Raw genomic sequence first — 22,678 nt, forward strand, 5'->3', positions numbered from 1 at the left:
TTCACCCGCCCGCGCTCTCACCATCCCTTCTCCGCGTCCGCAGAGAGGCCCCGCCGTGAGAGCAGTACCCCTGTACGCAGCGATCGGCTCGCTGGTCCTGTCGGCCCTGGCCGGCACCGCACCGGCCGCCGCCTCGGACAGGACCGGCGGCTCCCCCGAGGCGCGCGGTACGGCGGTGGCGGCGGCCCGCGCGGCGGCGGCCGGGATCTCCTTCGGGGCCTGCCCGGAGGAGGAGATGTTCCCGGACTCCCTGGAGTGCGGCACCGTACGGGTCCCTCTGGACTACGCCCGTCCGGACGGTCGGACCATCCCCCTGGCCGTCAGCCGCACCCTCGCCACCGGTGAACCCGCCGACCGGCAGGGCTCCCTCGTCTACAACCCGGGCGGTCCCGGCGCCTCCAGCGTCACCTTCCCGCTCCTGGGCGAGATGTCCGAGTGGAAGGAGGTGGCCCGGGCCTACGACCTGGTCGGCTACGCGCCGCGCGGCGTCGGCGCCTCCGCGCCGCTCTCCTGCCAGGACCCCGCCGTCTTCACGCGGAGCCCCACCGACTCCCCCGCCCACCCCACCACCGCGGACAAGGAGCGGCGGATCGCCCAGGCGCGGGCGTACGCGCGGGGGTGCGAGAAGAGCGCGGGCGAGGCGCTGCGCCATTACACCTCGCTCAACAACGCCCGGGACCTGGAGGTGCTGCGGGCCGCCCTCGGCGACGAACAGTTGACCTTCATGGGGGCGTCCTACGGCACCTATCTGGGGTCCGTGTACGCGACCCTCTTCCCCTCACACGTACGCCGTATGGTCTTCGACTCCGCGGTCGACCCGGACCCGGAGAAGATCTGGTACCGCTCCAACCTCGACCAGTCACTCGCCTTCGAGTCCCGCTGGGAGGACTTCCGGCGCTGGGTCGCCCGGCACGACGACGTCTACGGGCTCGGCGCCTCCCCCGAGGCCGTGCAGCGCCATTACGACGACGTGCGCACCGCGCTCGCGGCCGAACCGGCGGACGGGACCGTGGGGCCCGGGCAGCTCCACGCGGGGTTCCTCCAGGCCGCGTACTACGACGACTACTGGGCGATGCGGGCCACCGCCCTCTCCGAGTACGTCCGGGGGAACCCGGAGCCGCTGGTCACGCAGCTGTCGCCGCGCGCGGTCACGGCGAAGGACGACGAGAACGCGCGGGCCGTCTACACCGCGGTCGAGTGCAACGACGCGCCCTGGCCCGAGGAGTGGGAGGTCTGGGACCGCGACCACACGGACCTGGCCCGCGTCGCCCCCTTCCAGACCTGGGACAACGCCTTCACCAACCTGCCGTGCGCGTTCTGGCCCGCGCCCCGGCAGCAGCCCCTGGATGTCTCCACGGAGTGGGGCGAGCTGCCGCCGGTGCTGATCCTGGCGGCGGAGCGGGACGCGGCGACCCCGTACAAGGGCGCGCTGGAGCTTCAACGGCGGCTGCGCGGCGCGGTGCTCGTGACGGAGCGGGGCGCCGGGACGCACGGGGTCGGCGGGTTCGGGAACGCCTGCGTGGACGAGCACCTGCGGCGCTATCTGCTGACGGGCGTAACGCCCTCCGGGGACGCCGAGTGCGCTCCGCGCGCGGAGCCGAACCCCGTCTCGCTGGACTAGGAATCCGGGGCCGGGAAAGGGGAACGGGCCCTGCGGAGTGCGGTGAACGCCCTCCACAGGGCCCGAAGCCGAACCCGGTGTCGCTGGAACGGCGGGCGGCACGGTCGGTGCCCGGTGCCCGTCTTCTGATCTTCCGGGTTGGGGTGGTGCGGGAACTCGCTGGCTATGCGAGCCCGGCCACCAGGTCGGCGATGTCCTTCCTGCGCCCCGTGTAGAACGGGATCTCCTCGCGCACGTGGAGCCGTGCCTCGGAGGCGCGCAGGTGGCGCATCAGGTCGACGATCCGGTACAGCTCGTCCGCCTCGAAGGCGAGGATCCACTCGTAGTCGCCCAGGGAGAAGGAGGCGACGGTGTTGGCGCGGACGTCCGGGTAGCCCCGGGCCATCTTGCCGTGGTCCGCGAGCATGCGGCGGCGGTCCTCGTCGGGCAGCAGGTACCAGTCGTAGGACCGTACGAAGGGGTAGACGCTGATGTAGTCGCGCGGGGTCTCGTCGGCGAGGAACGCCGGGATGTGCGACTTGTTGAACTCGGCGGGCCGGTGCAGGGCCATGTTCGACCAGACCGGCTCCAGCGCGCGACCGAGCGCGGTGCGGCGGAAGAGGTTGTAGGCGTCCTGGAGCTGGTCCGAGGTCTCGGCGTGCCACCAGATCATCAGGTCGGCGTCGGCGCGGAGACCGGAGAGGTCGTAGGTGCCGCGCACGGTGACGTCCTTGGCCGCGAGCTGGTCGAACAGCTCCTGGACCTCGTCCGCGTATCCCGTCCGGTCCAGCGGCAGCACGTCGCGGAGTTTGAAGACCGACCAGAGGGTGTAGCGGATGACCTCGTTGAGGTCCTTGGCCTTCTTTCCGGCGTTCGGACTCTTGCTGGGCGTCGCAGTCTCAGGAGCACTCATACGGCTATTGTCCCGCCTCGCTCCCGGTGCCCCGAACCAGGGTCGACGTGGCGATGATCTCGCTCGTGATCTTCCCCGTCAGGTCCTGGGCGATCTCGTCGGCCGCCCGCTGCGCGCTCGCGACACAGGCGGGGATGCCGACCCCGTCGTAGACCGCGCCGCAGACGCGGAGCGCGGGCAGCTTCGCGACCTCGTCGCGGATGCGGGCGACGCGGGTGTGGTGGCCGACCGGGTACTGCGGGAGGCCGCCGATCCAGCGGGTGACCTCGGTGTCGACGGGGCGGGCGGCGAGTCCGGTGGCTTCGCGCAGGTCACGCAGGGATACGGCGACGAGTTCGCCGTCCTCGCGGTGCAGGTGGTCCTCCTCGCCGTAGCGGCCGACGGAGGTGCGGAGCACGAAGAGGTCGGGGGCGGCGTCCGCGACCCACCGCCACTTGTTGCTGGAGAAGGTGGAGGCCTTGATGGTGCGGCCCTCGACCGGCGGCACGAGGAAGCCCGAGCGGCCGCGCAGGGCCGCCAGCCCCTCGATGTCGGCGCGGCGGAAGGCCATCGTGACCAGGGCCATCGAGGCGTACTCGACTCCGGTCAGCTCGGTGGAGGCGGCCGGGGACTCGGCGGCCAGCAGGGCGGAGGCGGACCAGGCGGGTGTGGCCAGGACGACGCCGTCGGCGGTGATCACCCCGGTGTCGGTGCGGACCGCCCAGCCCGTGGCCGTACGGGTCAGGCCGAGGACCGGGGTCTCGGTCCGGATCTCGCCGCCCCCGGCCCGTACGGCATCGCCCACGGCCCCCGGAAGGGTGCCGACGCCGCCTCGGAGGCCCTGGAAGACGGGGCCGGTCTGCTGCCGGGCCGCCGCCCGCTGCTGGATGCGGCGGACCGCCTCCAGCAGCGGGCCGCCCTCCCTCACCTCTTCGAAGAGCTGCGGCACGGCGGCGCGCAGCGAGATCCGGTAGGCGTCGCCCGCGTAGACCCCGCCGAGGAGGGGTTCCACCAGCCGGTCGACGACCTCGCGGCCGAGCCGGTCCGCCACGTACGCGCCGACGGCCACGTCGTCCCCGACGGGCGTCGGGGTCAGGTCGCGCTCCTGGGCGATCCGGGCCAGCCCTTCGGGGGACAGCACCCCCTCCAGGGCCGCCGGGTCGCCGGGGACCCCCATGACGTGGCCCTTGGGCATCGGGCGCAGCGCGTCGCGGGTCCAGAGGGAGGCGGTGGCTGTGGCGGGCGGCTGGAGGCGGCCGGAGAGGCCGACAGCCTCGGCCAGGGCGACGGCCTCGGGGCGGCGGGCGAGTACCGACTCGGCGCCGAGGTCGACCTGGGCGCCCGCGACCTCGCCGGTCATGAGCTTGCCGCCGAGCCGGTCGGTCGCCTCCAGGAGCGTGACCCGCAGGCCGGCGGCGACCAGGCGGTGGGCGGCGGCCAGTCCGGCGATGCCGCCGCCGATGACGGCGACGTGGCGCGCGGGCGTGTCCGCATCCTGCTGTGAACGCTGCATGGGTCCATGCTCTCAAACTCCTTCCCGGCCCCGACCGTGACCACTTCGAAACCTGCGGCGGGAAACCGGTTCGGGGACGGCCGCGTCGAATCGGCACTGTCAACGACTGTCCTGGGGGGACCTGTTATGACCAGCAAGAACGGCCGCTTCCTCGCCCGCCCGCCCCGTGTGCACCGCCACCGCCGGGCCCGTCTCCGCGCGGCCCTGGGGGCGGGCGCACTCGGTGCGGTGCTGTTCGTCGGCGGCTGCGGGGCGGACGGGAGCATGTCCGACCGGAGCACGGAAAGCGCGAGCGACCTCAAGGCCGGGGCGCCGCAGGGGCTCGTGGACGAGCAGTACGCGCCGGACGGGGCGAAGGAGGACGGGTCCGCGGCGGCGTCCGCCGCTCCTGAGGGTGCGGCGATGAGCGCCGACCAGCAGCGGAAGGCACCGAAGCCGGGGGCTGCGGGCACCCATGTCATCCGGACCACCGAGCTGTCGGTGGAGGTGAGGAGCGTCCCGAAGGCGGCGGCCGCCGCCCGGAGCACGGTGGAGGCGAGCGGGGGTCTGGTGACGACCGAGACCACCGAGCGGATCGACGACCTGCACGAGACCTCGCACCTGGTGCTGCGGGTGCCGCAGGACCGCTACCAGGAGGTGCTGGGCAAGCTCGTCGGCGCCGGGAAGCTGCTCTCCCGGTCCTCGAACGCCAAGGACGTCACCGACCAGGTCGTGGACGTCGAGAGCCGGATCGCCACCCAGCGGGCGAGCGTGGCAAGGGTGCGGGAGCTGATGGACAAGGCGGAGAAGCTCGCCGATGTCGTCACCCTGGAAGGGGAGCTGAGCAGCCGTCAGGCCGATCTGGAGTCGCTGCTGGCCCAGCAGGCGAGCCTGAAGGACCGCACCTCGCTGGCGACGATCACCCTGGACCTGACCGAGCCGGACGCCCCGCGCAAGGGCGGGAAGGGCGACGATCCGGGGTTCCTGGACGCGCTGGGCGGCGGCTGGGACGCGTTCGTGACGATGTTCCGGTGGATCGCGGTGGCGCTCGGCGCCTCGGCCCCGTTCCTGGGGACGGCGGCGCTGGTGCTGGTGGTGTGGCGGACGCTGCGCGCCCGGCGGAAGGCCCGTACGGCAGCGGAGGCACCGGGTCCGGAAGCACGGACGGGAGCACAGCCCGAGGCTGGGAGCACACCGGCCCCCTGAGCGCCGTAGCGTGGGGTCCCTGACGGCGGAACACGGCGCGACACGGCGGACGCGTCCGTCCGGGCCGGCACGGTCGACCGTGTCGGCCCGGACGGCACGGCCGGCACGGCGGAAGGGGCCCGGAGACATGGCAGCGGAGCGACTCGTGGTGATCGGCGGCGGGGGGGGGGGGGGGGCCCTCCCGGTCCCAGCCCCCCGGATCCAGGAGGACGACGGCGTGAAGGGGGTTCCCTTCCCCCCCCCCCTCCCCCCCCCCCCCCCCCCCCCCATCCCCCCCCCTCCCCCCCCCCCCCCCCCCCCCCCCCCCCCCCCCCCCCCCCCCCCCCCCCCCCCCCCCCCCCCCCCCCCCCCCAGGCCCGCAGGCTCAAGGGGCCCGACGAGCTGGAGGTCGTCGCCTTCGAGCGTTCCCGCTACACCTCGTACTCCGCCTGCGGCATCCCGTACTGGGTGAGCGGGGACGTGAAGCACCGGGACGACCTCATCGCCCGTACCCCCCAGGAGCACCGCGATCGGGACATCGACCTGCGGATGCGCACCGAGGTCACGGAGATCGACCTGGCCGGGCAGCGGGTGCGGGCGGTGGACCGGGAGAGCGGCGACGCGTACTGGACGGGGTTCGACAAGCTGGTGGTCGCCACCGGGGCCCGGCCGGTGCGCCCCGCGCTGCCGGGGATCGACGCGCCGGGCGTGCACGGCGTGCAGACCCTGGGCGACGGGCAGGCTCTGCTGGACTCGCTGGATGCCCTGGACCCCGGCCGGAGGCGGCGGGCCGTCGTGGTCGGGGCCGGGTACATCGGCGTCGAGATGGCCGAGGCGATGCTGAAGCACGGCTTCGAGGTGACCGTCCTCAACCGGGGGAAGCAGCCGATGGCGACGCTCGACCCGGACATGGGCGAACTCGTCCACGAGGCGATGGACGGGCTCGGGATCACCACGGTCAACGGCGCGTCGGTGACCGCGATCCTGACGGGCCCGGACGGCCGGGTGAGCGAGGTGGCGACCGAGGAGCGGACCTACCCGGCGGACGTGGTGGTCCTCGGCATCGGCGTCGAGCCGGAGGCGGAGCTGGCGCGGGCGGCGGGGCTCGCGGTGGGGCCGCACGGCGGGATCCTCACGGACCTGGCGATGCGGGCGGTGGGCCACGAGAACGTCTGGGCGGGCGGCGACTGCGTGGAGGTCCTGGACCTGGTGGCGGGCCGCACCCGCCACATCGCACTGGGCACCCATGCCAACAAGCACGGCCAGGTGATCGGGTCCAACGTGGGCGGCGGCTACGGCACGTTCCCGGGTGTCGTCGGTACGGCGGTGAGCAAGGTATGCGACCTGGAGATCGCCCGGACCGGGCTGCGGGAGAAGGACGCCCGCGCGGTGGGGTTGCGCTATGTAACGGCGACCATCGAGTCGACGCAGCGGGCGGGCTACTACCCGGGGGCGAAGCCGATGACGGTGAAGATGATCGCGGAGCGCCGTACGGGCCGGCTGCTCGGGGTGCAGATCGTGGGCCGCGAGGGGTCCGCGAAACGGGTGGACGTGGCGGCGGTGGCGCTGACGGCCGGGATGACGGTGGAGCAGATGACGGCGCTCGACCTCGGCTACGCCCCGCCGTTCTCGCCGGTGTGGGACCCGGTGCTGGTGGCGGCCCGGAAGACGGTGGCGGCGGTGCGGGGCGCGGGGAGCTGAGGCCGGTCCCGGGTGCGGGGAGGCATCCGGGTGTCCGGGGCGCGGGGAGCTGACTGGGCCTCCCGCGCCCGGGCCCGTCCGCCTCAGCGCGCGGTCTGCTCGTGGACGTAGCTCACGAGCCGGGTGAGCGCGTCCGGGTCCATCGACGGCATGACGCCGTGGCCCAGGTTGAAGACGTGGCCCTCCAGACCGGCGGCGGCGTCCAGCACCTCGCGGGTCTTGGCCTCGACCGCCGGGGTGGGCGCGAAGAGGACGGCCGGGTCCAGGTTGCCCTGGAGCGCCTTGCCGGGGCCGACGCGGCGTGCTGCCTCGTCCAGCGGGACCCGCCAGTCGACGCCGACGACGTCCGCCCCGGCCTCGCCCATCAGCCCGAGCAGCTCGCCGGTGCCGACGCCGAAGTGGATGCGGGGGACGTCGTACGGGGCGACGGCGTCGAAGACCTTCGCGGAGGCGGGGAGGACCGAGCGGCGGTAGTCGGCGGGGGCGAGAGCGCCGACCCAGGAGTCGAAGAGCTGGACGGCGGAGGCGCCGGCCTCGATCTGGACCTTGAGGAAGGCGCCGGTGATCTCCGCGAGCCGGTCCACGAGGTCGGCCCAGAGCCGCGGGTCGCCGTACATCATGGCCTTGGTGCGCTCGTGGCTGCGCGAGGGGCCGCCCTCGACCAGGTAGCTGGCGAGGGTGAAGGGGGCTCCGGCGAAGCCGATGAGCGGGGTGGCGCCCAGCTCGGCGGTGAGCATCCCGATGGCCTCGGTGACGTACGGGACGTCCTCGGGGGTGAGGTCGCGCAGCCGGGCCAGGTCGGCGCGGGTGCGGATCGGCTCGGCGACGACGGGGCCGACGCCGGGCTTGATGTCGAGGTCGATGCCGATGGCCTTGAGCGGGACCACGATGTCGCTGAAGTAGATCGCGGCGTCGACCTTGTGGCGGCGGACGGGCTGGAGGGTGATCTCGGTGACCAGCTCCGGCATCATGCAGGAGTCGAGCATCGCGATGCCCTCGCGGACCTTCAGGTACTCGGGGAGCGAGCGCCCCGCCTGCCGCATGAACCAGACCGGCGTGTGCGGGACCGGTTCGCGTCGGCACGCCTTGATGAAGGCCGAGTCCCGGGTGGCGTTCCGGGCGGGGTGGTGGCTGGCGGCGGTCGTCGTCTGCTGGCCCGAAGGGCGGTCGTTGGCGCTCACGCACCAAATCTTCGCACGCACGGGGAAGGAGCCCGGCGCCGCACGGGTGTCTCTCCCTGCGCGAGGGCCGCGTTCCGCCTACTCTTCCCGGCATGGCTCCGGCTCAGGGACAGTTCTCCGATCATTCCGATGGCGCTGACGGCAAGGGCGGTGCGGAGGGTCCTCCGGTCCCGCCCGCGTTCCGGTGCGCGGTCGACGCGTTGCGCTCCGCGCGGCTCCGCCCGGAGCTGGAGGTGGAGACCACACGGCCGCCGCAGCGGCTGGCTCCCCACGCGTACGCCCTGGAGGCGGCGGTGGTGGACGGCGAGGACGACCTCGCGGACGGCCGGCTGGTCCTGCTGCACGATCCGGCGGGGCACGACGCCTGGCAGGGGACGTTCCGGCTGGTGACCCTGGTGCGGGCGGAGCTGGAACCGGAGATGGCCGCCGATCCGCTGCTGCCGGAGGTGTGCTGGTCCTGGCTGACGGGGGCGCTGGACGCGCGCGGATTGTCGTACGGGGAAGCCGGAGGGACGGTGACACGCGCCGGATCGCACTACTTCGGTGCGCTGGGCGCGCGCCGTCCGGCGACGCAGATCGAGATCCGGGCCTCGTGGACGCCGCGCGAGGGGCGCGGCGGGGTGCCGGACGCGGCGTCGCACCTGATGGCCTGGGGTGAGCTGCTCTGCCAGATCGCGGGGCTGCCGCCGTCGGACCCGGCGGACGCGGCGGTGGTGACGCTGCCGCAGCGGCGTGGTCCGCAGGTTTCGTAACCCAGCGTCACCCGTTTCGCACATACACCGGCTCTCTTTTCGTACAATCGATCGCGCGTCCTATTTGCCCGAATTGTTACTCACCAAATAGTGATCTTCCTCTAAAGGAGGACGGGTCTGCTGCCGAAGAGGTCAATGACCCTTCAAGCACGGTTCGCCCCGGCTTCATCCCCCGAGCCGGCCCCGTCCCGCCACTCCCCCAGGAGGCCTGGTGTCCGTTCTCCTTGAGCAGCCCGCAAGCCTGGTCGCCTACCGCCCGAACAAGCCGACGGCCATGGTCGTCGTGGCCGACCCGCGCGTCCGTTCCACCGTCACCCGCCATCTGTGGGCCCTCGGAGTACGTGACGTCATCGAGGCGTCGTCCATCGCGGAGGCACGTCCCCGCGTCGGCAACCCGCGCGACATCTGCATTGCCGACGTCCACCTGCCCGACGGTTCCGGGCTGACCCTGCTGTCCGAGACCCGCGCCGCAGGCTGGCCCAACGGTCTCGCCCTCTCCGCCGCCGACGACATCGGCGCCGTTCGCAACGCCCTCGCGGGCGGCGTGAAGGGGTACGTCGTCACCGGCACCCGAACCAACATCGGCCACCCCACCCGTCCCGGCGTCGCCCCCATCGGCGCCAACGCCGCCCGTATGCACCGCCGTCCCCCCGGTTCCCCGAGCCACCCGGGCGGCTACCGCGAACTGTCCGGCCGCGAGGTGGAGGTGCTCCGCCTGGTCGCCGAGGGCCAGTCCAACAAGGCCATCGGCGTCTCGATGGGCCTCTCCGCCCTGACCGTCAAGTCCCACCTGGCCCGGATCGCCCGCAAGCTCGGCACCGGCGACCGCGCCGGAATGGTCGCCGTCGCCCTGCGGACGGGCATCATCCACTGACCGCCCCCGCCCGGACGTGCACCGATGCGCCTCCGGCTGGAATACGCGCATGGCCACCCGTCGACGTAACGTTACGTCGACGGGTGGCGCGTATACACAGATACCCTTGACGGGTGACCGACGCCCAAGAGACCGCAGCAGACACCTCACTGCGAACCACCGGGGGCGCTCCCCCGGACGACGTCGCCCCGGCGCCGATCCCCTTGCTCGAACCGCGCGAGGGCATCCCCCCGGTGGTGGCCTCCGACGACGCCCTCGCCCGGGTGATCGCGGACTTCGCCCGCGGCACCGGACCGGTGGCCGTCGACGCCGAGCGCGCCTCCGGCTACCGCTACGGCCAGCGCGCCTACCTCGTCCAGCTGCGCCGCGACGGCGCGGGCAGCGCCCTGGTGGACCCGGTCGGCTGCCCCGACCTCTCCGGCCTCTCCACCGCCCTGACCGGCTCGGAGTGGATCCTGCACGCCGCCACCCAGGACCTGCCCTGCCTGCGGGACATAGGCATGGCCCCCACCTCTCTCTTCGACACCGAGCTGGCCGGACGGCTCGCGGGATTCCCGCGCGTCGGGCTCGGCGCCATGGTGGAGAACGTCCTCGGTTACGCCCTGGAGAAGGGCCACTCCGCCGTCGACTGGTCCACCCGCCCGCTGCCCGAGCCCTGGCTGCGGTACGCGGCGCTCGACGTGGAGCTGCTGATCGACCTGCGCGACGCGCTGGAGGAGGAGCTGGAGCGGCAGGGGAAGCTGGAGTGGGCCCGGGAGGAGTTCGAGGCCATCGCCTCGGCGCCGCCGGCCCCGCCCCGCAAGGACCCCTGGCGCCGCACCTCGGGCATGCACAAGGTCCGCCGCCGCCGTCAGATGGCGGTCGTCCGCGAGCTGTGGAACGCCCGGGACCAGGTGGCCCAGCGGCGGGACATCTCCCCCGGCAAGGTGCTCGGCGACGCGGCGATCGTGGAGGCGGCTCTCGCGCTGCCCGCCAACGTCACGGCGCTCGCCGCGCTGCCCGGATTCGGCCACCGGATGGGGCGTCGGCAGCTGGAGCAGTGGCAGGCGGCGGTGGAGCGGGCCAAGGCCCTGCCGGAGTCGGAGCTGCCTCAGCCCGGTCAGCAGCCGGCCGGGCCGCCGCCCCCGCGTTCCTGGGCCGACAAGGACCCGGCGGCCGCGGCCCGGCTCTCGGCTGCCCGCGCGGCCGTCTCGGAGCTGGCCGAGCGGCTCCACATGCCCCAGGAGAACCTGATCACCCCCGACACCGTGCGCCGGGTCTGCTGGGAGCCGCCGAAGAGCCTGACGCCGAGCGCGGTGGAGGACACCCTCGCGGCGTACGGGGCACGACGCTGGCAGATCGAGCAGGTCGGCCCGCTCCTGCTGCGGGCGCTCGCCGCGGGCGGCTGAGCCCCTCACCCCGGACACCCCCGGTCACCGGCCGGGGGTTTTCCGTTACCGGGAGCGGCCCGGCCGCTCCGCGGACCCTGTTCGCGGACCGAACCGATGGTCGAAATCGCGCCAGGTTCGGAGCCGCTGCCTCCGCCTCGCGGGCGCTGCCGAAGGCCCCCGCCCGATGTGACCTTCGACGCTCCGGCCACGGGGGGTGGGCAGTCTGGTTACCCGCAAGTAGCATGAGGGCAGGCGGTGCGCCCCCGGGCGTGCCCCGCAGCAGTGCCATCCCGCACCCTGGAGGAGAGCCATCGTGCCTCGTACCATCCGGGACGTCGTCTTCGTCGACGGCGTCCGCACCCCGTTCGGCAAGGCGGGCCCGAAGGGCATCTACCACGAGACCCGCGCCGATGACCTCGTCGTGAAGGCGATCCGGGAGCTGCTGCGCCGCAACCCGGACCTGGACCCCAAGAAGATCGACGAGGTCGCCATCGCCGCGACCACGCAGATCGGGGACCAGGGCCTCACGCTGGGCCGCACCGCCGGAATCCTGGCCGGTCTGCCGCAGTCCGTCCCCGGCTACTCGATCGACCGCATGTGCGCGGGCGCGCTGACCGCCGTCACCTCGACGGCCGGCTCCATCGCCTTCGGCGCGTACGACGTCGTCGTGGCCGGTGGCGTCGAGCACATGGGCCGCCACCCGATGGGCGAGGGCGTCGACCCGAACCCGCGCTTCGTGTCGGAGAAGCTGGTCGACGAGTCCGCCCTGTTCATGGGCATGACGGCGGAGAACCTGCACGACCGCTACCCCACCATCACCAAGGAGCGCGCCGACGCCTACGCGGTGCGCTCGCAGGAGAAGGCCGCCAAGGCGTACGCCAACGGCAAGATCCAGCAGGACCTGGTACCGGTCTCCGTGCGCCGCACCAACGCCGAGGCGGGCGAGACGGGCTGGGGCCTGGTCACCGCCGACGAGCCGATGCGGCCGGGCACCACCATGGAGTCCCTGGCGGGCCTGAAGACCCCCTTCCGCGCCCACGGCCGGGTCACGGCCGGTAACGCCGCGGGTCTCAACGACGGCGCCACCGCCTCGCTGCTGGCGGCCGAGGACGTCGCCCGCGAGCTGGGCCTCCCGGTCAAGATGCGCCTGGTCTCGTACGCCTTCGCGGGCGTCGAGCCGGAGGTCATGGGCTACGGCCCGATCCCGGCCACCGAGAAGGCACTGGCCCAGGCCGGTCTGACCATCGACGACATCGGCCTCTTCGAGGTCAACGAGGCCTTCGCCGTGCAGGTGCTCGCCTTCCTGGAGCACTACGGCATCGCCGACGACGACGCCCGCGTCAACCAGTACGGCGGCGCCATCGCGTACGGCCACCCGCTGGCCTCCTCCGGCGTCCGGCTCATGACGCAGCTGGCCCGGCAGTTCGAGGAGCAGCCCGAGGTCCGCTACGGCCTGACGACGATGTGCGTCGGCTTCGGCATGGGCGCCACGGTCATCTGGGAGAACCCGCACTTCAACGCTGACGGAGGCGACAAGTGAGCACCACCACTGAGCTTCTGAAGGGTGCGGCCGAGCTGTTCCCCGGTGAGGTCGTCACGCAGGCGCACGTACGCCACCTGGACCTGCCGTACGGCGCCGGGCGGTTCGCGCTGATCACGCTCGACAACGGCCTGGACCACACCAAGCCGACCACCTTCGGACCGCAGTCGCTGGCGAACCTGAACGCCGCGATCGACCAGGTCGAGAAGGAGGCGTCCGAGGGCACCATCACCGGCGTCGGCATCACCGGCAAGCCGTTCATCTTCGCCGTCGGCGCGGACCTCAAGGGCGTCGAGCTGCTCGGCCGCCACGAGGACGCGCTGGCGATCGGCAAGGGCGGCCACGACGTCTTCCGCCGCCTCTCCGGCCTCGCGGTCCCGACGTTCGCGTACTACAACGGCGCGGCGATGGGCGGCGGTGTCGAGGTCGGACTGCACTGCAGCTACCGCACCGTCTCCACCGCCATCCCGGCGTTCTCGCTGCCCGAGGTCTTCCTCGGCCTGGTCCCGGGCTGGGGCGGCTGCGCGATCCTCCCGAACCTGATCGGTGCGGACCGCGCGGTCTCGGTGATCATCGAGAACTCGCTCAACCAGAACCGCCAGCTCAAGGGCAAGCAGGTCTTCGAGCTCGGCATCGCGGACGCGATCTTCGAGGGCGCGGACTTCCTGGAGCAGTCGCTCGTGTGGACCGCGAACGTGCTCAAGGGCTCGGTCACGGTTGAGCGCGCCGAGATCGACCGCGGTGACGCCTGGGACGCGGCTGTCGCCCGCGGCCGGGCCATCGCCGACTCCAAGGTGCACGGCGCGGCCCCGGCGGCGTACCGCGCGCTGGACATCATCGCGGCGGCGAAGGACGGCGACCTGTCCGCCGGCTTCGACGCCGAGGACCAGGCGCTCGCGGACCTGATCATGGGCGGCGAGCTGCGCAGCGGCATCTACGCCTTCAACCTGGTCCAGAAGCGCGCCAAGCGCCCGGCCGGTGCCCCGGACAAGAACCTGGCCCGCCCGGTCACCAAGGTCGGTGTCGTCGGCGCCGGTCTGATGGCCTCGCAGCTGGCGCTGCTGTTCCTGCGCCGCCTGGAGGTCCCGGTCGTCCTCACGGACATCGACCAGGAGCGCGTCGACAAGGGTGTGGGCTACGTCCACGCCGAGATCGAGAAGCTGCTCGGCAAGGGCCGCATCAACCAGGACAAGGCCAACCGCCTCAAGGGCCTGGTCTCCGGTGTCCTCGACAAGGCCGAGGGGTTCGCGGACGCGGACTTCATCATCGAGGCCGTCTTCGAGGAGATCGGCGTCAAGCAGCAGGTGTTCGCGGAGGTCGAGGCGGTCGCCCCGGCGCACGCGATCCTCGCCACCAACACCTCCTCGCTCTCGGTGACCGAGATGGCGTCGAAGCTGAAGAACCCGGAGCGGGTCGTCGGCTTCCACTTCTTCAACCCGGTCGCGATCCTCCCCCTGCTGGAGATCGTCCGCGGCGAGCAGACCGACGACGCCTCGCTGGCGACGGCGTTCGGTGTGGCCCGCAAGCTGAAGAAGACCGCGGTCCTGGTGAAGGACGCCCCGGCGTTCGTCGTCAACCGCATCCTCACCCGCTTCATGGGCGAGATCCAGAACGTCATCGACGAGGGCACCCCGGTCGAGGTCGCGGAGAAGGCCGTCGAGCCGCTCGGCCTGCCGATGTCCCCGCTGGTCCTTCTGGAGCTGGTCGGCCCGGCCATCGGCCTGCACGTCTCCGAGACCCTGAACCGCGCCTTCCCGGAGCGCTTCACGGTCTCCGAGAACCTGGCCGCGGTGGTCAAGGCCGGCAAGCGCGGCTTCTACGTCTACGACTCCGGCGCGCCGGTCCTCGACCCCGAGGTCGCCGCCCTCCTCAAGCAGGGCGACACCGTCCTCACCGAGGAGCAGACCCGCGACCGCGTGCTCGACGCGGTGGCGCAGGAGATCGGCCTGATGCTGGAGGAGGGCGTCGTCGCCGAGGCCCAGGACATCGACCTGTGCCTGATCACCGGCGCGGGCTGGCCCTTCCACCTGGGCGGCATCACGCCGTACCTGGACCGCGAGGGCGTCTCCCAGCGGGTGAACGGCAAGCCGTTCCTGGAGCAGGGCGTGGCGAGCGTGCCCGCCTAGCGCGGACACCGGTCACCGGACGGGCCGTACGGGAGCGATCCCGTACGGCCCGTCGTCGTACCGCCGTCGCTCCGCGAAAGAGCGGGGCACTCACTGGTGTGCGTGCCGCGCCAGTTGTCTATAGTGCTGTTCCCCGCACCACGACCGCCGGACCGGCTCCACCCCCCACCCGAGTCCCCCGCACTCGGCCCCCGCCCGGGCCACGAGATTTGAGGACTCGACCCAGGATGAGCAACGACGCCATACCCGCGGGCCCCCGCGCCTTGCGACGCGCGGCCGGGCTCCGTAGGCGCCGCCGCGGCCTCAAGATCACCCTCATCGTCCTCCTCGTCCTGCTGCTCGCCGCGGGCGGCACCGCCTACTGGCTCTACAGCCGGCTCGACGGCAACATCACGGCCGTCGACATCGACAGGGCGCTCGGGGACGACCGGCCGGAGAAACTCCCCACCAGCGGACAGAACCTGCTGGTTTTGGGGTCGGACTCGCGGGCCGGGGCGGAGAACGAGGAGCTGGGCGGCGGGAAGGCCGGTGGTGCGCGCTCCGACACCGCGCTGGTGGTGCACATCCCCGAGGGACGGTCCAAGGCCGTCGCCGTCTCCATACCCCGCGACACCCTGGTGACCCGGCCCGAGTGCGCCGAGGACGGCGGGGCGACGGTTCCCGCCAAGGAGCGCGTCATGTTCAACTCCGTCTACGCCCAGGTCGGCCCGGCCTGTGTGGTGAAGACGGTGGAGAAGATGTCCGGTGTGCGGATCGACCACTATCTGGAGATCGACTTCTCCGGGTTCAAGGATCTGGTCGACGCGATCGGCGGTGTCACCATGGATGTGGAGCAGGACATCCACGACAAGGCGTCGGGGCTGAACCTGACCGCCGGTCAGCAGCGGCTGGACGGCACCCAGTCCCTCGCGTACGTACGGACCCGGCACGGCATCGGGGACGGCAGCGACCTCGGTCGCATCGGGCTCCAGCAGCAGTTCCTGATCGCCCTGCTCTCCGAGGTCAAGTCGCAGGATCTGCTGGGCAGTCCGGCGAACTCGTACAAGATCGCGAACTCGGCCACCAAGGCGCTCACCACCGACTCGGGGCTCGCCTCGCTCACCTCGCTGGCGGAGTTCGGCCGCTCGATGAACGGTATCGACCCGGCCTCGATGGAGACGATCATGCTGCCGGTGGCGTACGACAAGACCGACCCGAACCGCGTGGTCGCCGCCGAACCGCAGGCCGGTCAGCTCTGGAAGGCGATCCGCGAGGACACCGCGATCCCCGAGGAAGCGAAGAAGTCCCCCGCCACCGGCGGCTGACCGTGCCCGACGGGGGCCTCCGCGTGGCACCCTGCCGGGATGAGCGGTGACACGGTGGTACTGGTGATCGTGGATGGGGCCAACGTGGTCGGCTCCGTGCCCGACGGATGGTGGCGGGACCGGCACGGTGCCGCCGAGCGGCTGCGGGACTCGCTGGTCCCGTACGCGGCGGACGGGGTGCCGGGGGTGCCCGGGCCCGTCACGATCGTGCTCGTCGTCGAGGGGGCCGCGCGGGGCGTCGCCTCCGTGCCGGGCGTCGAGGTCGTCTCCGCCCCGGGCAGCGGTGACGACCTGATCGCCGAGCTGGCGGCGGGCGCCGGACCGGAGCGCGGGTGCGTCGTCGTCACCGCCGACCGGGGGCTGCGGCAGCGGGTCGAGGCGCACGGGGCGCGGTGCGTGGGACCCCGTACGGTACGGCCCTAGGCCCCGGACCTGTCCGGGTCCGACAGGCGCGGTGTCCTCGAATGATCACGGCTGGTGGATGGTGGTGTCGTGATACGCCGTCATGAACGGTCCGATGCCGCGGGCGACGTCGACGACAGAACCTAGCGGCCTCCCCTGCCCAGGCGGCTGTGCGAGCGCCCGTACACGAAGTAGATGATCACGCCGAGCGCCATCCAGCCGGCGAACCGCACCCAGGTCTCCACCGGCAGGTTGAGCATCAGCCAGACCGAGGCGGCCACCGAGGCGATCGGCAGGAACGGCACCCACGGGGTGCGGAAGGCGCGGGGCAGGTCGGGGCGGGTACGGCGCAGGACCAGGACGCCGAGGGCGACGACGACGAACGCGAAGAGTGTGCCGATGTTCACCAGGGTGGCAAGTTCGTCGATGCTCGTGAACCCGGCGATGACCGCGATCACCGCACCGAGCAGGATCGTCGGGCGGTAGGGGGTCCGGAAGCGCGGGTGCGTCCGGGAGAAGAAGCGCGGGAGCAGACCGTCACGGCTCATCGCGAAGAAGACACGGGTCTGGCCGAGCAGCAGGATCATGCAGACCGTGGTCAGGCCGACCGCGGCCCCGAAGCTGATCAGACCGGCGTAGAAGGGGTGTCCGGTGGCTTTGAAGGCGTCGGCGAGCGGGGCGCTGACGGAGAGTTCGCTGTAGTGCTGCATGCCGGTGACGACGATCGAGACCGTCACGTAGAGCACCGTGCAGATGATGAGCGAGCCGAGGATGCCGCGCGGCATGTCGCGCTGGGGCAGCTTGGTCTCCTCGGCTGCGGTGGCCACCACGTCGAAGCCGATGAAGGCGAAGAAGACGATGGAGGCGGCGGTGAAGATGCCCATGACACCGAAGTTGGTGGGCTCGTAGCCGAAGACCGCCTGGACCATCGGGGAGTCCCAGCCCGAGCCGGTGGGCTGCTTCTCGGACGGCGGGATGAAGGGCTTGTAGTTCTCGGCCTTGATGAAGAAGAGCCCCGCGATGATCACCATGAGGACCACGCCGACCTTGATCGCCACGACGACCGACGTGACCCGGGCGGAGAGCTTCATGCCGATGACCAGGATGACGGTCAGGATCAGCACCAGGACGAAGGCCAGCAGGTCGAAGCCGAACCCTTCCGCCGCGTCGGGCCCCGAGAGCACTTCGGGCATCGTCCAGTGGACGTTGTCCATCAGGGAGCGGACGTAGCCGGACCAGCCGACCGCGACCACCGCCGTGCCGAGCGCGAACTCCAGCACCAGGTCCCAGCCGATGATCCAGGCCACCAGCTCACCGAGCGAGGCGTACGAGAAGGTGTACGCGGACCCGGCCACCGGGACGGTGGAGGCGAACTCGGCGTAGCAGAGCGCGGCCAGCGCGCAGACGACGCCCGCGACGACGAAGGCGATGGCGGTCGCCGGGCCCGCCGTCTCCTTGGCGACCTTGCCCGTCAGGACGAAGATGCCGGTACCGATGATGACCCCGACACCGAAGACCGTGAGGTCCACGGCGGAGAGGGACTTCTTGAGCGCGTGCTCGGGCTCCTCGGTGTCAAGGATCGACTGCTCGACCGATTTCGTGCGGAACATACCGCTTCCGCGGGGTGGTGTGACCTGCGCGCTCACCTGCGTACCTCCACGCACTCGTTGTGAACGCCATGGTGAGGACTGGAATGCGCGGGAGCACTCCATCCGGCCCGCTTCATACGGATGGGCCGGGAGAACCACCCGGACAGGGGTCGTCTTCCCGGCCCATCGGCCCGAAACAGGTCAGTCGCGGGCGGGCTGCACCGCGCGGCTCTCGAAGCGGCCGTCGAGCTTGGCGACCAGGCCGGTGACCTGGCGGGCGATGTCCGGCGCGGTCAGCCCGATCTCGGCCATGACCTCACCGCGCGAGGCGTGGTCAAGGAAGACCGGCGGGATACCGAAGTCGCGCAGCGGTACGTCGACACCGGCGTCGCGCAGCGCCTGGGCGACGGCGGAACCGACGCCTCCGGCGCGGCTGTTGTCCTCGACGGTGACGACGACGCGATGACGCTCGGCGAGCGGGGCGAGCGCCTCGTCGACCGGCTTGACCCAGCGCGGGTCGACGACGGTGGAGGAGATGCCCTGGGCGTCCAGCAGATCCGCGATCTCCAGGCACATCGGGGCGAGCGCACCGACGGAGACGATCAGGACGTCCGGGCGGTCCGCCTCGGGCTCGCGCAGGATGTCCATGCCGCCCGCCCGGCCGACCGCCTTGACCGCCGGGCCGACCGCTCCCTTGGAGAAGCGGACCACGGTGGGCGCGTCGTCGACGGCGACGGCCTCGCGGAGCTGGGCGCGGACCTGGTCGGCGTCGCGCGGGGCGGCGATCCGCAGGCCGGGGACGACCTGGAGGATCGACATGTCCCACATGCCGTTGTGCGAGGCGCCGTCGGTGCCGGTGACACCGGCCCGGTCCAGGACGAAGGTGACGCCGCACCTGTGCAGCGCGACGTCCATCAGGACCTGGTCGAAGGCGCGGTTGAGGAAGGTGGCGTAGACCGCGAAGACCGGGTGGAGGCCGCCGGTGGCGAGGCCCGCCGCGGAGACCGCGCCGTGCTGCTCCGCGATGCCGACGTCGTAGATCCGGTCGGGGAAGGCCTCCTCGAACTTGCCGAGGCCGACGGGCTGGAGCATGGCCGCGGTGATCGCGACGATGTCCTCGCGCTCCTGGCCGAGCTTGACCATCTCCTCGCCGAAGACCGAGGTCCAGTCCAGGCCGGAGGTGGAGATCGGCAGGCCGGTGTCCGGGTGGATCTTGCCGACGGCGTGGAAGCGGTCGGCCTCGTCCTGGAGGGCCGGGGTGTAGCCGCGGCCCTTCTCGGTGAGGCAGTGCACGATGACCGGGCCGCCGAAGCGCTTGGCGCGCTGGAGCGCGGACTCCAGGGCCTCGATGTCATGGCCGTCGATCGGGCCGACGTACTTGAGGCCGAGGTCCTCGAACATGCCCTGCGGGGCGATGAAGTCCTTGAGTCCCTTCTTCGCGCCGTGCAGGGTCTCGTAGAGCGGGCGGCCGACGACGGGCGTGCGCTCCAGGATGTCCTTGCCGCGGGCCAGGAAGCGTTCGTACCCGTCGGTCGTACGGAGGGTGGCGAGGTGGTTGGCCAGGCCGCCGATCGTGGGAGCGTACGAGCGCTCGTTGTCGTTGACCACGATGACGAGCGGGCGGTCCTTGGCGGCGGCGATGTTGTTCAGCGCCTCCCAGGCCATGCCGCCGGTGAGCGCCCCGTCCCCGATGACGGCGACGACGTGGTCGTCCTTCTTCAGGACCTCGTTGGCCTTGGCGAGGCCGTCGGCCCAGCCGAGGACCCCGGAGGCGTGGCTGTTCTCGATGACGTCGTGCTCGGACTCGGCACGGGAGGGGTAGCCGGAGAGGCCGCCCTTCATCTTGAGGCGGGAGAAGTCCTGGCGGCCGGTGAGCAGCTTGTGGACGTAAGCCTGGTGGCCGGTGTCCCAGAGCACCTTGTCGCGGGGCGACTCGAAGACCCGGTGCAGGGCGATCGTGAGCTCCACCACGCCCAGGTTGGGGCCGAGGTGTCCGCCGGTCTTGGACACCGCGTCGACGAGGAACGTACGGATCTCCTCCGCGAGCTGCTCCAGCTCGTCGACGGAGAGCCGGTCCAGGTCGCGCGGTCCCTTGATGCGGGTCAGCAGATCCACCCGTGCCTCCTTGCGTTTGAGCTGATCGAGCGTGCCGATCCGATGAGTCTAATGTTCCGCCCACGACCGTGGGCAGCCGGAGCCTGTGTTCGAATACGGCGGCCGGCGACGCAGAGGTGCCCGGTCCCCCCGTGGGGCACCGGGCACCTGCGCGGACGCGCGGTCAGGCGCGGCCCGCGGTCTTCTGGGTCTTCCGGGTGATGGAGTCGATGACGACCGTGGCCAGGAGCACACCACCGGTGATCATGTACTGGATCGGGGTGGCGATGCCTTCCAGCGACAGTCCGTACTGGATGGAGACGATCACCATGACACCGAGCAGTGCGTTCCAGGTGCGGCCACGGCCGCCGAAGAGGCTGGTGCCGCCGATGACGGCCGCCGCGATGACGTTCATCAGCAGGTCGCCGGTGCCCGAGCCCTGGTTGGCAGCCGCGATCTTGGAGGCCCAGAAGAGGCCGCCGATCGCCGCGAAGGTCCCCGCGATGGAGAAGACGGAGATCCGGATGGCGGTGACGTTGATACCGGCGCGCCGGGAGGCCTCGACGCTGCCGCCGAGCGCGAAGATCTTCCGCCCGTAGGCGGTACGGCGCAGCAGGAAGTCCGTGCCGACCAGGACGATCAGGAAGAGGACCAGGGCGAGCGGCAGACCGCGGTACTGGTTGAACATGTACGCCGCGGCGAAGGCGAACACCGCGAGGACGGCGGTGCGCAGCACGATGTCGGGGATCGGGCGGGCCGGGATGCCGGCGGCCTCACGGCGGCGGCTGTCCAGGAAGGCGGCGGCGAAGTAGCCGATCACCGCGACGGCGGCGAGCCCGTAGGCGGCGGCGACATCGGTGAAGTAGTACGTGGTCAGCTGGCCGACCACGCCGTCGCCGTCCAGGTTGATGGTGCCGGAGTCACCGAGCAGCTGGAGCATGAAGCCGAGCCAGAACAGCAGGCCGGCCAGGGTGACGGCGAAGGCGGGTGCGCCGATCCGGGCGAAGAAGAAACCGTGGATCGCGCCGATCACCGCGCCGCTGACGATGGCGACGACGACGGCCAGCCACTCGTTCATGCCCTGGGTGACGCTGAGCACGGCGACGAGGGCGCCGGAGACACCGGACACGGAGCCGACCGAGAGGTCGATCTCGCCCAGCAGCAGGACGAAGATGATGCCGACGGCCATCATGCCGGTGGCGACCATCGTGGTGGCGATGTCGCTGATGTTCTTCGCGGAGAGGAACTCGGAGTTCATGCTCTGGAAGACGATCGCGATGATCGCGAGACCGAGGACCACCGGGATCGAGCCCAGGTCCCCGCCGCTGATCTTGCGCTTGAACTCGGTGACGTAGCCGGCGAAGCCCTGCTCGCGGATGAGGAGGCGGGGGTCGACGACGGTGGCGGCGCCCTCCGCGGCCTCCGGGTTGCCGACCGGCGGGGCGTCCGCCGCGGCGGAGGTCTTGTCCGGCTGGGTCGCGGACTTGTCGATGGTCACGGGGAAACCTCCGCGTTGCGCGCCGCACGTCGGGTCACGGCGTTGTCCGTGGCGCCCGTGATGGCGGAGATGATCTCTTCCTGGGACGTGGTCTTCACATCGAAGACACCGTTGTTCCGGCCCAGCCGCAGCACGGCGACCTTGTCGGCCACCGCCTTCACGTCGGCCATGTTGTGGCTGATGAGGATGACCGCGTGACCGCGCTCGCGCAGCCGCTCGACCAGGTCGAGGACCTGGGCGGTCTGCTCGACGCCGAGGGCGGCGGTCGGCTCGTCGAGGATGACGAGCTTGGGCTCACCGAGCATCGAGCGGGCGATGGCCACGGTCTGGCGCTGGCCGCCGGAGAGCGAGGCGATCGGGATGCGGACGCTCGGGATGCGGATGGAGAGCGTGGAGAGCAGTTCGCGGGAGCGGCGCTCCATCTCCACCTCGTCCAGGATGCCGAAGCGGCGCAGCTCCCGGCCGAGGTAGAGGTTGCCGACGACGTCGATGTTGTCGCAGAGCGCGAGGTCCTGGTAGACGGTCGCGACACCGAGGTTCTGGGAGTCGTGCGGCTTCTCGATCCGTACCGCCCGGCCCTCCCACTCGATGACTCCCTCATCGATGGGGTGCACTCCGGCGATCGTCTTGACCAGCGTTGATTTCCCGGCGCCGTTGTCGCCCACCAGGGCGACCACCTCGCCGGCGTGGACCTCAAGCTCTACATCGGTGAGTACCTGGACGGCACCGAATCGCTTGGAGACCCCTCGCAACGCCAACACGGGCGTAGCGGTCACGTGAACCATCTCCTTCGCCGCCTGACCGGCGGGGATGCCGCGTCCGGGGGAAGGCGCGGCGGTCGAGCAGAAGAACAGAAATTGGGGGGAAGCGTTCCATCCGGCGCCCCGCCCGGCAGCGGGACGGTTGGTGGGCGGGGCACCGGACAGGCTTCGTGGGGCGCGCGGACCGCTGTGCGGCGGGCGCGCGCGGCAGGGGTGCCGTGGCGCCTTCGCGCGGACGCGGCGGGCCTGGCGCGGGGCGGGGGGGGGGCGGGGGGGGGGGGGGGGGGGGGTGGGGGGGGGGGCGGGGGGGGGGGGGG

At 72.0% G+C, this 22,678-nt stretch carries 16 protein-coding genes and 1 pseudogene; 10 read left to right on the forward strand and 7 right to left on the reverse strand.

Going from position 1 to position 22,678, the window contains the following annotated elements:
- Window positions 1–55 precede the first annotated feature (55 nt).
- Entirely contained in the window at window positions 56–1,621 is a 1,566-nt protein-coding gene (locus tag AC0682_RS11765) for an alpha/beta hydrolase (RefSeq protein ID WP_478532488.1), read from the forward strand.
- Window positions 1,622–1,784: 163 nt separating this feature from the next.
- Here AC0682_RS11765 and hemQ read toward each other — a convergent pair whose 3' ends face one another.
- Together hemQ and hemG are read right to left on the reverse strand one after the other, a co-directional pair.
- Complete coding sequence (gene hemQ, locus AC0682_RS11770; protein WP_254811449.1) at window positions 1,785–2,513, reverse strand: hydrogen peroxide-dependent heme synthase; 729 nt, start codon at window positions 2,511–2,513, stop codon at window positions 1,785–1,787.
- Between the two features lie 4 nt (window positions 2,514–2,517).
- Window positions 2,518–4,005 carry a protoporphyrinogen oxidase gene (gene hemG, locus AC0682_RS11775; protein ID WP_478532490.1) on the reverse strand — a complete coding sequence of 496 codons (1,488 nt, stop codon included), beginning with the start codon at window positions 4,003–4,005 and terminating at the stop codon, window positions 2,518–2,520.
- A 126-nt stretch (window positions 4,006–4,131) separates the two neighbouring features.
- Between hemG and AC0682_RS11780 the strand changes: the two genes are divergently transcribed.
- Together AC0682_RS11780 and AC0682_RS11785 are read left to right on the forward strand one after the other, a co-directional pair.
- Window positions 4,132–5,190, forward strand: a complete 1,059-nt coding sequence (locus AC0682_RS11780; RefSeq protein ID WP_478532491.1) for a DUF4349 domain-containing protein — start codon at window positions 4,132–4,134, stop codon at window positions 5,188–5,190.
- Window positions 5,191–5,541: 351 nt separating this feature from the next.
- Window positions 5,542–6,870: pseudogene (locus AC0682_RS11785) on the forward strand (FAD-dependent oxidoreductase); the annotation flags it as partial.
- Window positions 6,871–6,953: 83 nt separating this feature from the next.
- On the opposite strand, the gene hemE reads toward AC0682_RS11785, so the two are convergent.
- Window positions 6,954–8,051 (reverse strand): uroporphyrinogen decarboxylase, encoded by a 1,098-nt coding sequence (gene hemE / locus AC0682_RS11790; protein ID WP_478532493.1) that lies wholly within the window; start codon window positions 8,049–8,051, stop codon window positions 6,954–6,956.
- A gap of 92 nt (window positions 8,052–8,143) precedes the next feature.
- Between hemE and AC0682_RS11795 the strand changes: the two genes are divergently transcribed.
- From AC0682_RS11795 to AC0682_RS11825, 7 genes are all read left to right on the forward strand, one after another.
- Window positions 8,144–8,803, forward strand: coding sequence for a DUF3000 domain-containing protein (locus AC0682_RS11795; protein WP_254811452.1), 660 nt, complete (start codon window positions 8,144–8,146; stop codon window positions 8,801–8,803).
- A 211-nt stretch (window positions 8,804–9,014) separates the two neighbouring features.
- A complete protein-coding gene (locus tag AC0682_RS11800; RefSeq protein WP_003965521.1) occupies window positions 9,015–9,677 on the forward strand; it encodes a response regulator transcription factor in 663 nt (220 codons plus the stop codon).
- A 113-nt stretch (window positions 9,678–9,790) separates the two neighbouring features.
- Window positions 9,791–11,065 (forward strand): HRDC domain-containing protein, encoded by a 1,275-nt coding sequence (locus tag AC0682_RS11805; protein ID WP_254811453.1) that lies wholly within the window; start codon window positions 9,791–9,793, stop codon window positions 11,063–11,065.
- A 295-nt stretch (window positions 11,066–11,360) separates the two neighbouring features.
- On the forward strand, window positions 11,361–12,587 hold the full coding sequence (locus AC0682_RS11810) for a thiolase family protein (protein WP_254811454.1): 1,227 nt from the start codon (window positions 11,361–11,363) through the stop codon (window positions 12,585–12,587).
- On the forward strand, window positions 12,584–14,713 hold the full coding sequence (locus AC0682_RS11815; protein ID WP_254811455.1) for a 3-hydroxyacyl-CoA dehydrogenase NAD-binding domain-containing protein: 2,130 nt from the start codon (window positions 12,584–12,586) through the stop codon (window positions 14,711–14,713). Before AC0682_RS11810 ends, AC0682_RS11815 begins: the two co-directional genes overlap by 4 nt.
- A gap of 227 nt (window positions 14,714–14,940) precedes the next feature.
- On the forward strand, window positions 14,941–16,017 hold the full coding sequence (locus tag AC0682_RS11820; RefSeq protein WP_478532495.1) for an LCP family protein: 1,077 nt from the start codon (window positions 14,941–14,943) through the stop codon (window positions 16,015–16,017).
- A gap of 39 nt (window positions 16,018–16,056) precedes the next feature.
- The gene (locus AC0682_RS11825) at window positions 16,057–16,440 is read left to right on the forward strand and encodes a PIN domain-containing protein (protein WP_478532497.1); all 384 of its coding nucleotides are present in this window, start codon (window positions 16,057–16,059) and stop codon (window positions 16,438–16,440) included.
- 122 nt (window positions 16,441–16,562) lie between these two features.
- On the opposite strand, the gene AC0682_RS11830 is transcribed toward AC0682_RS11825, so the two are convergent.
- The 4 genes from AC0682_RS11830 to AC0682_RS11845 form a co-directional block, all read right to left on the reverse strand.
- On the reverse strand, window positions 16,563–18,029 hold the full coding sequence (locus tag AC0682_RS11830; RefSeq protein WP_478532499.1) for an amino acid permease: 1,467 nt from the start codon (window positions 18,027–18,029) through the stop codon (window positions 16,563–16,565).
- A gap of 180 nt (window positions 18,030–18,209) precedes the next feature.
- Window positions 18,210–20,123, reverse strand: a complete 1,914-nt coding sequence (dxs, locus tag AC0682_RS11835) for a 1-deoxy-D-xylulose-5-phosphate synthase (RefSeq protein WP_478532500.1) — start codon at window positions 20,121–20,123, stop codon at window positions 18,210–18,212.
- Window positions 20,124–20,286: 163 nt separating this feature from the next.
- Window positions 20,287–21,600 carry a sugar ABC transporter permease gene (locus tag AC0682_RS11840; RefSeq protein WP_478532501.1) on the reverse strand — a complete coding sequence of 438 codons (1,314 nt, stop codon included), beginning with the start codon at window positions 21,598–21,600 and terminating at the stop codon, window positions 20,287–20,289.
- The gene (locus AC0682_RS11845) at window positions 21,597–22,385 is read right to left on the reverse strand and encodes an ATP-binding cassette domain-containing protein (RefSeq protein WP_478532502.1); all 789 of its coding nucleotides are present in this window, start codon (window positions 22,383–22,385) and stop codon (window positions 21,597–21,599) included. Before AC0682_RS11845 ends, AC0682_RS11840 begins: the two co-directional genes overlap by 4 nt.
- Window positions 22,386–22,678 lie beyond the last annotated feature (293 nt).

Source organism: Streptomyces sp. NPDC043746 (assembly GCF_056436485.1).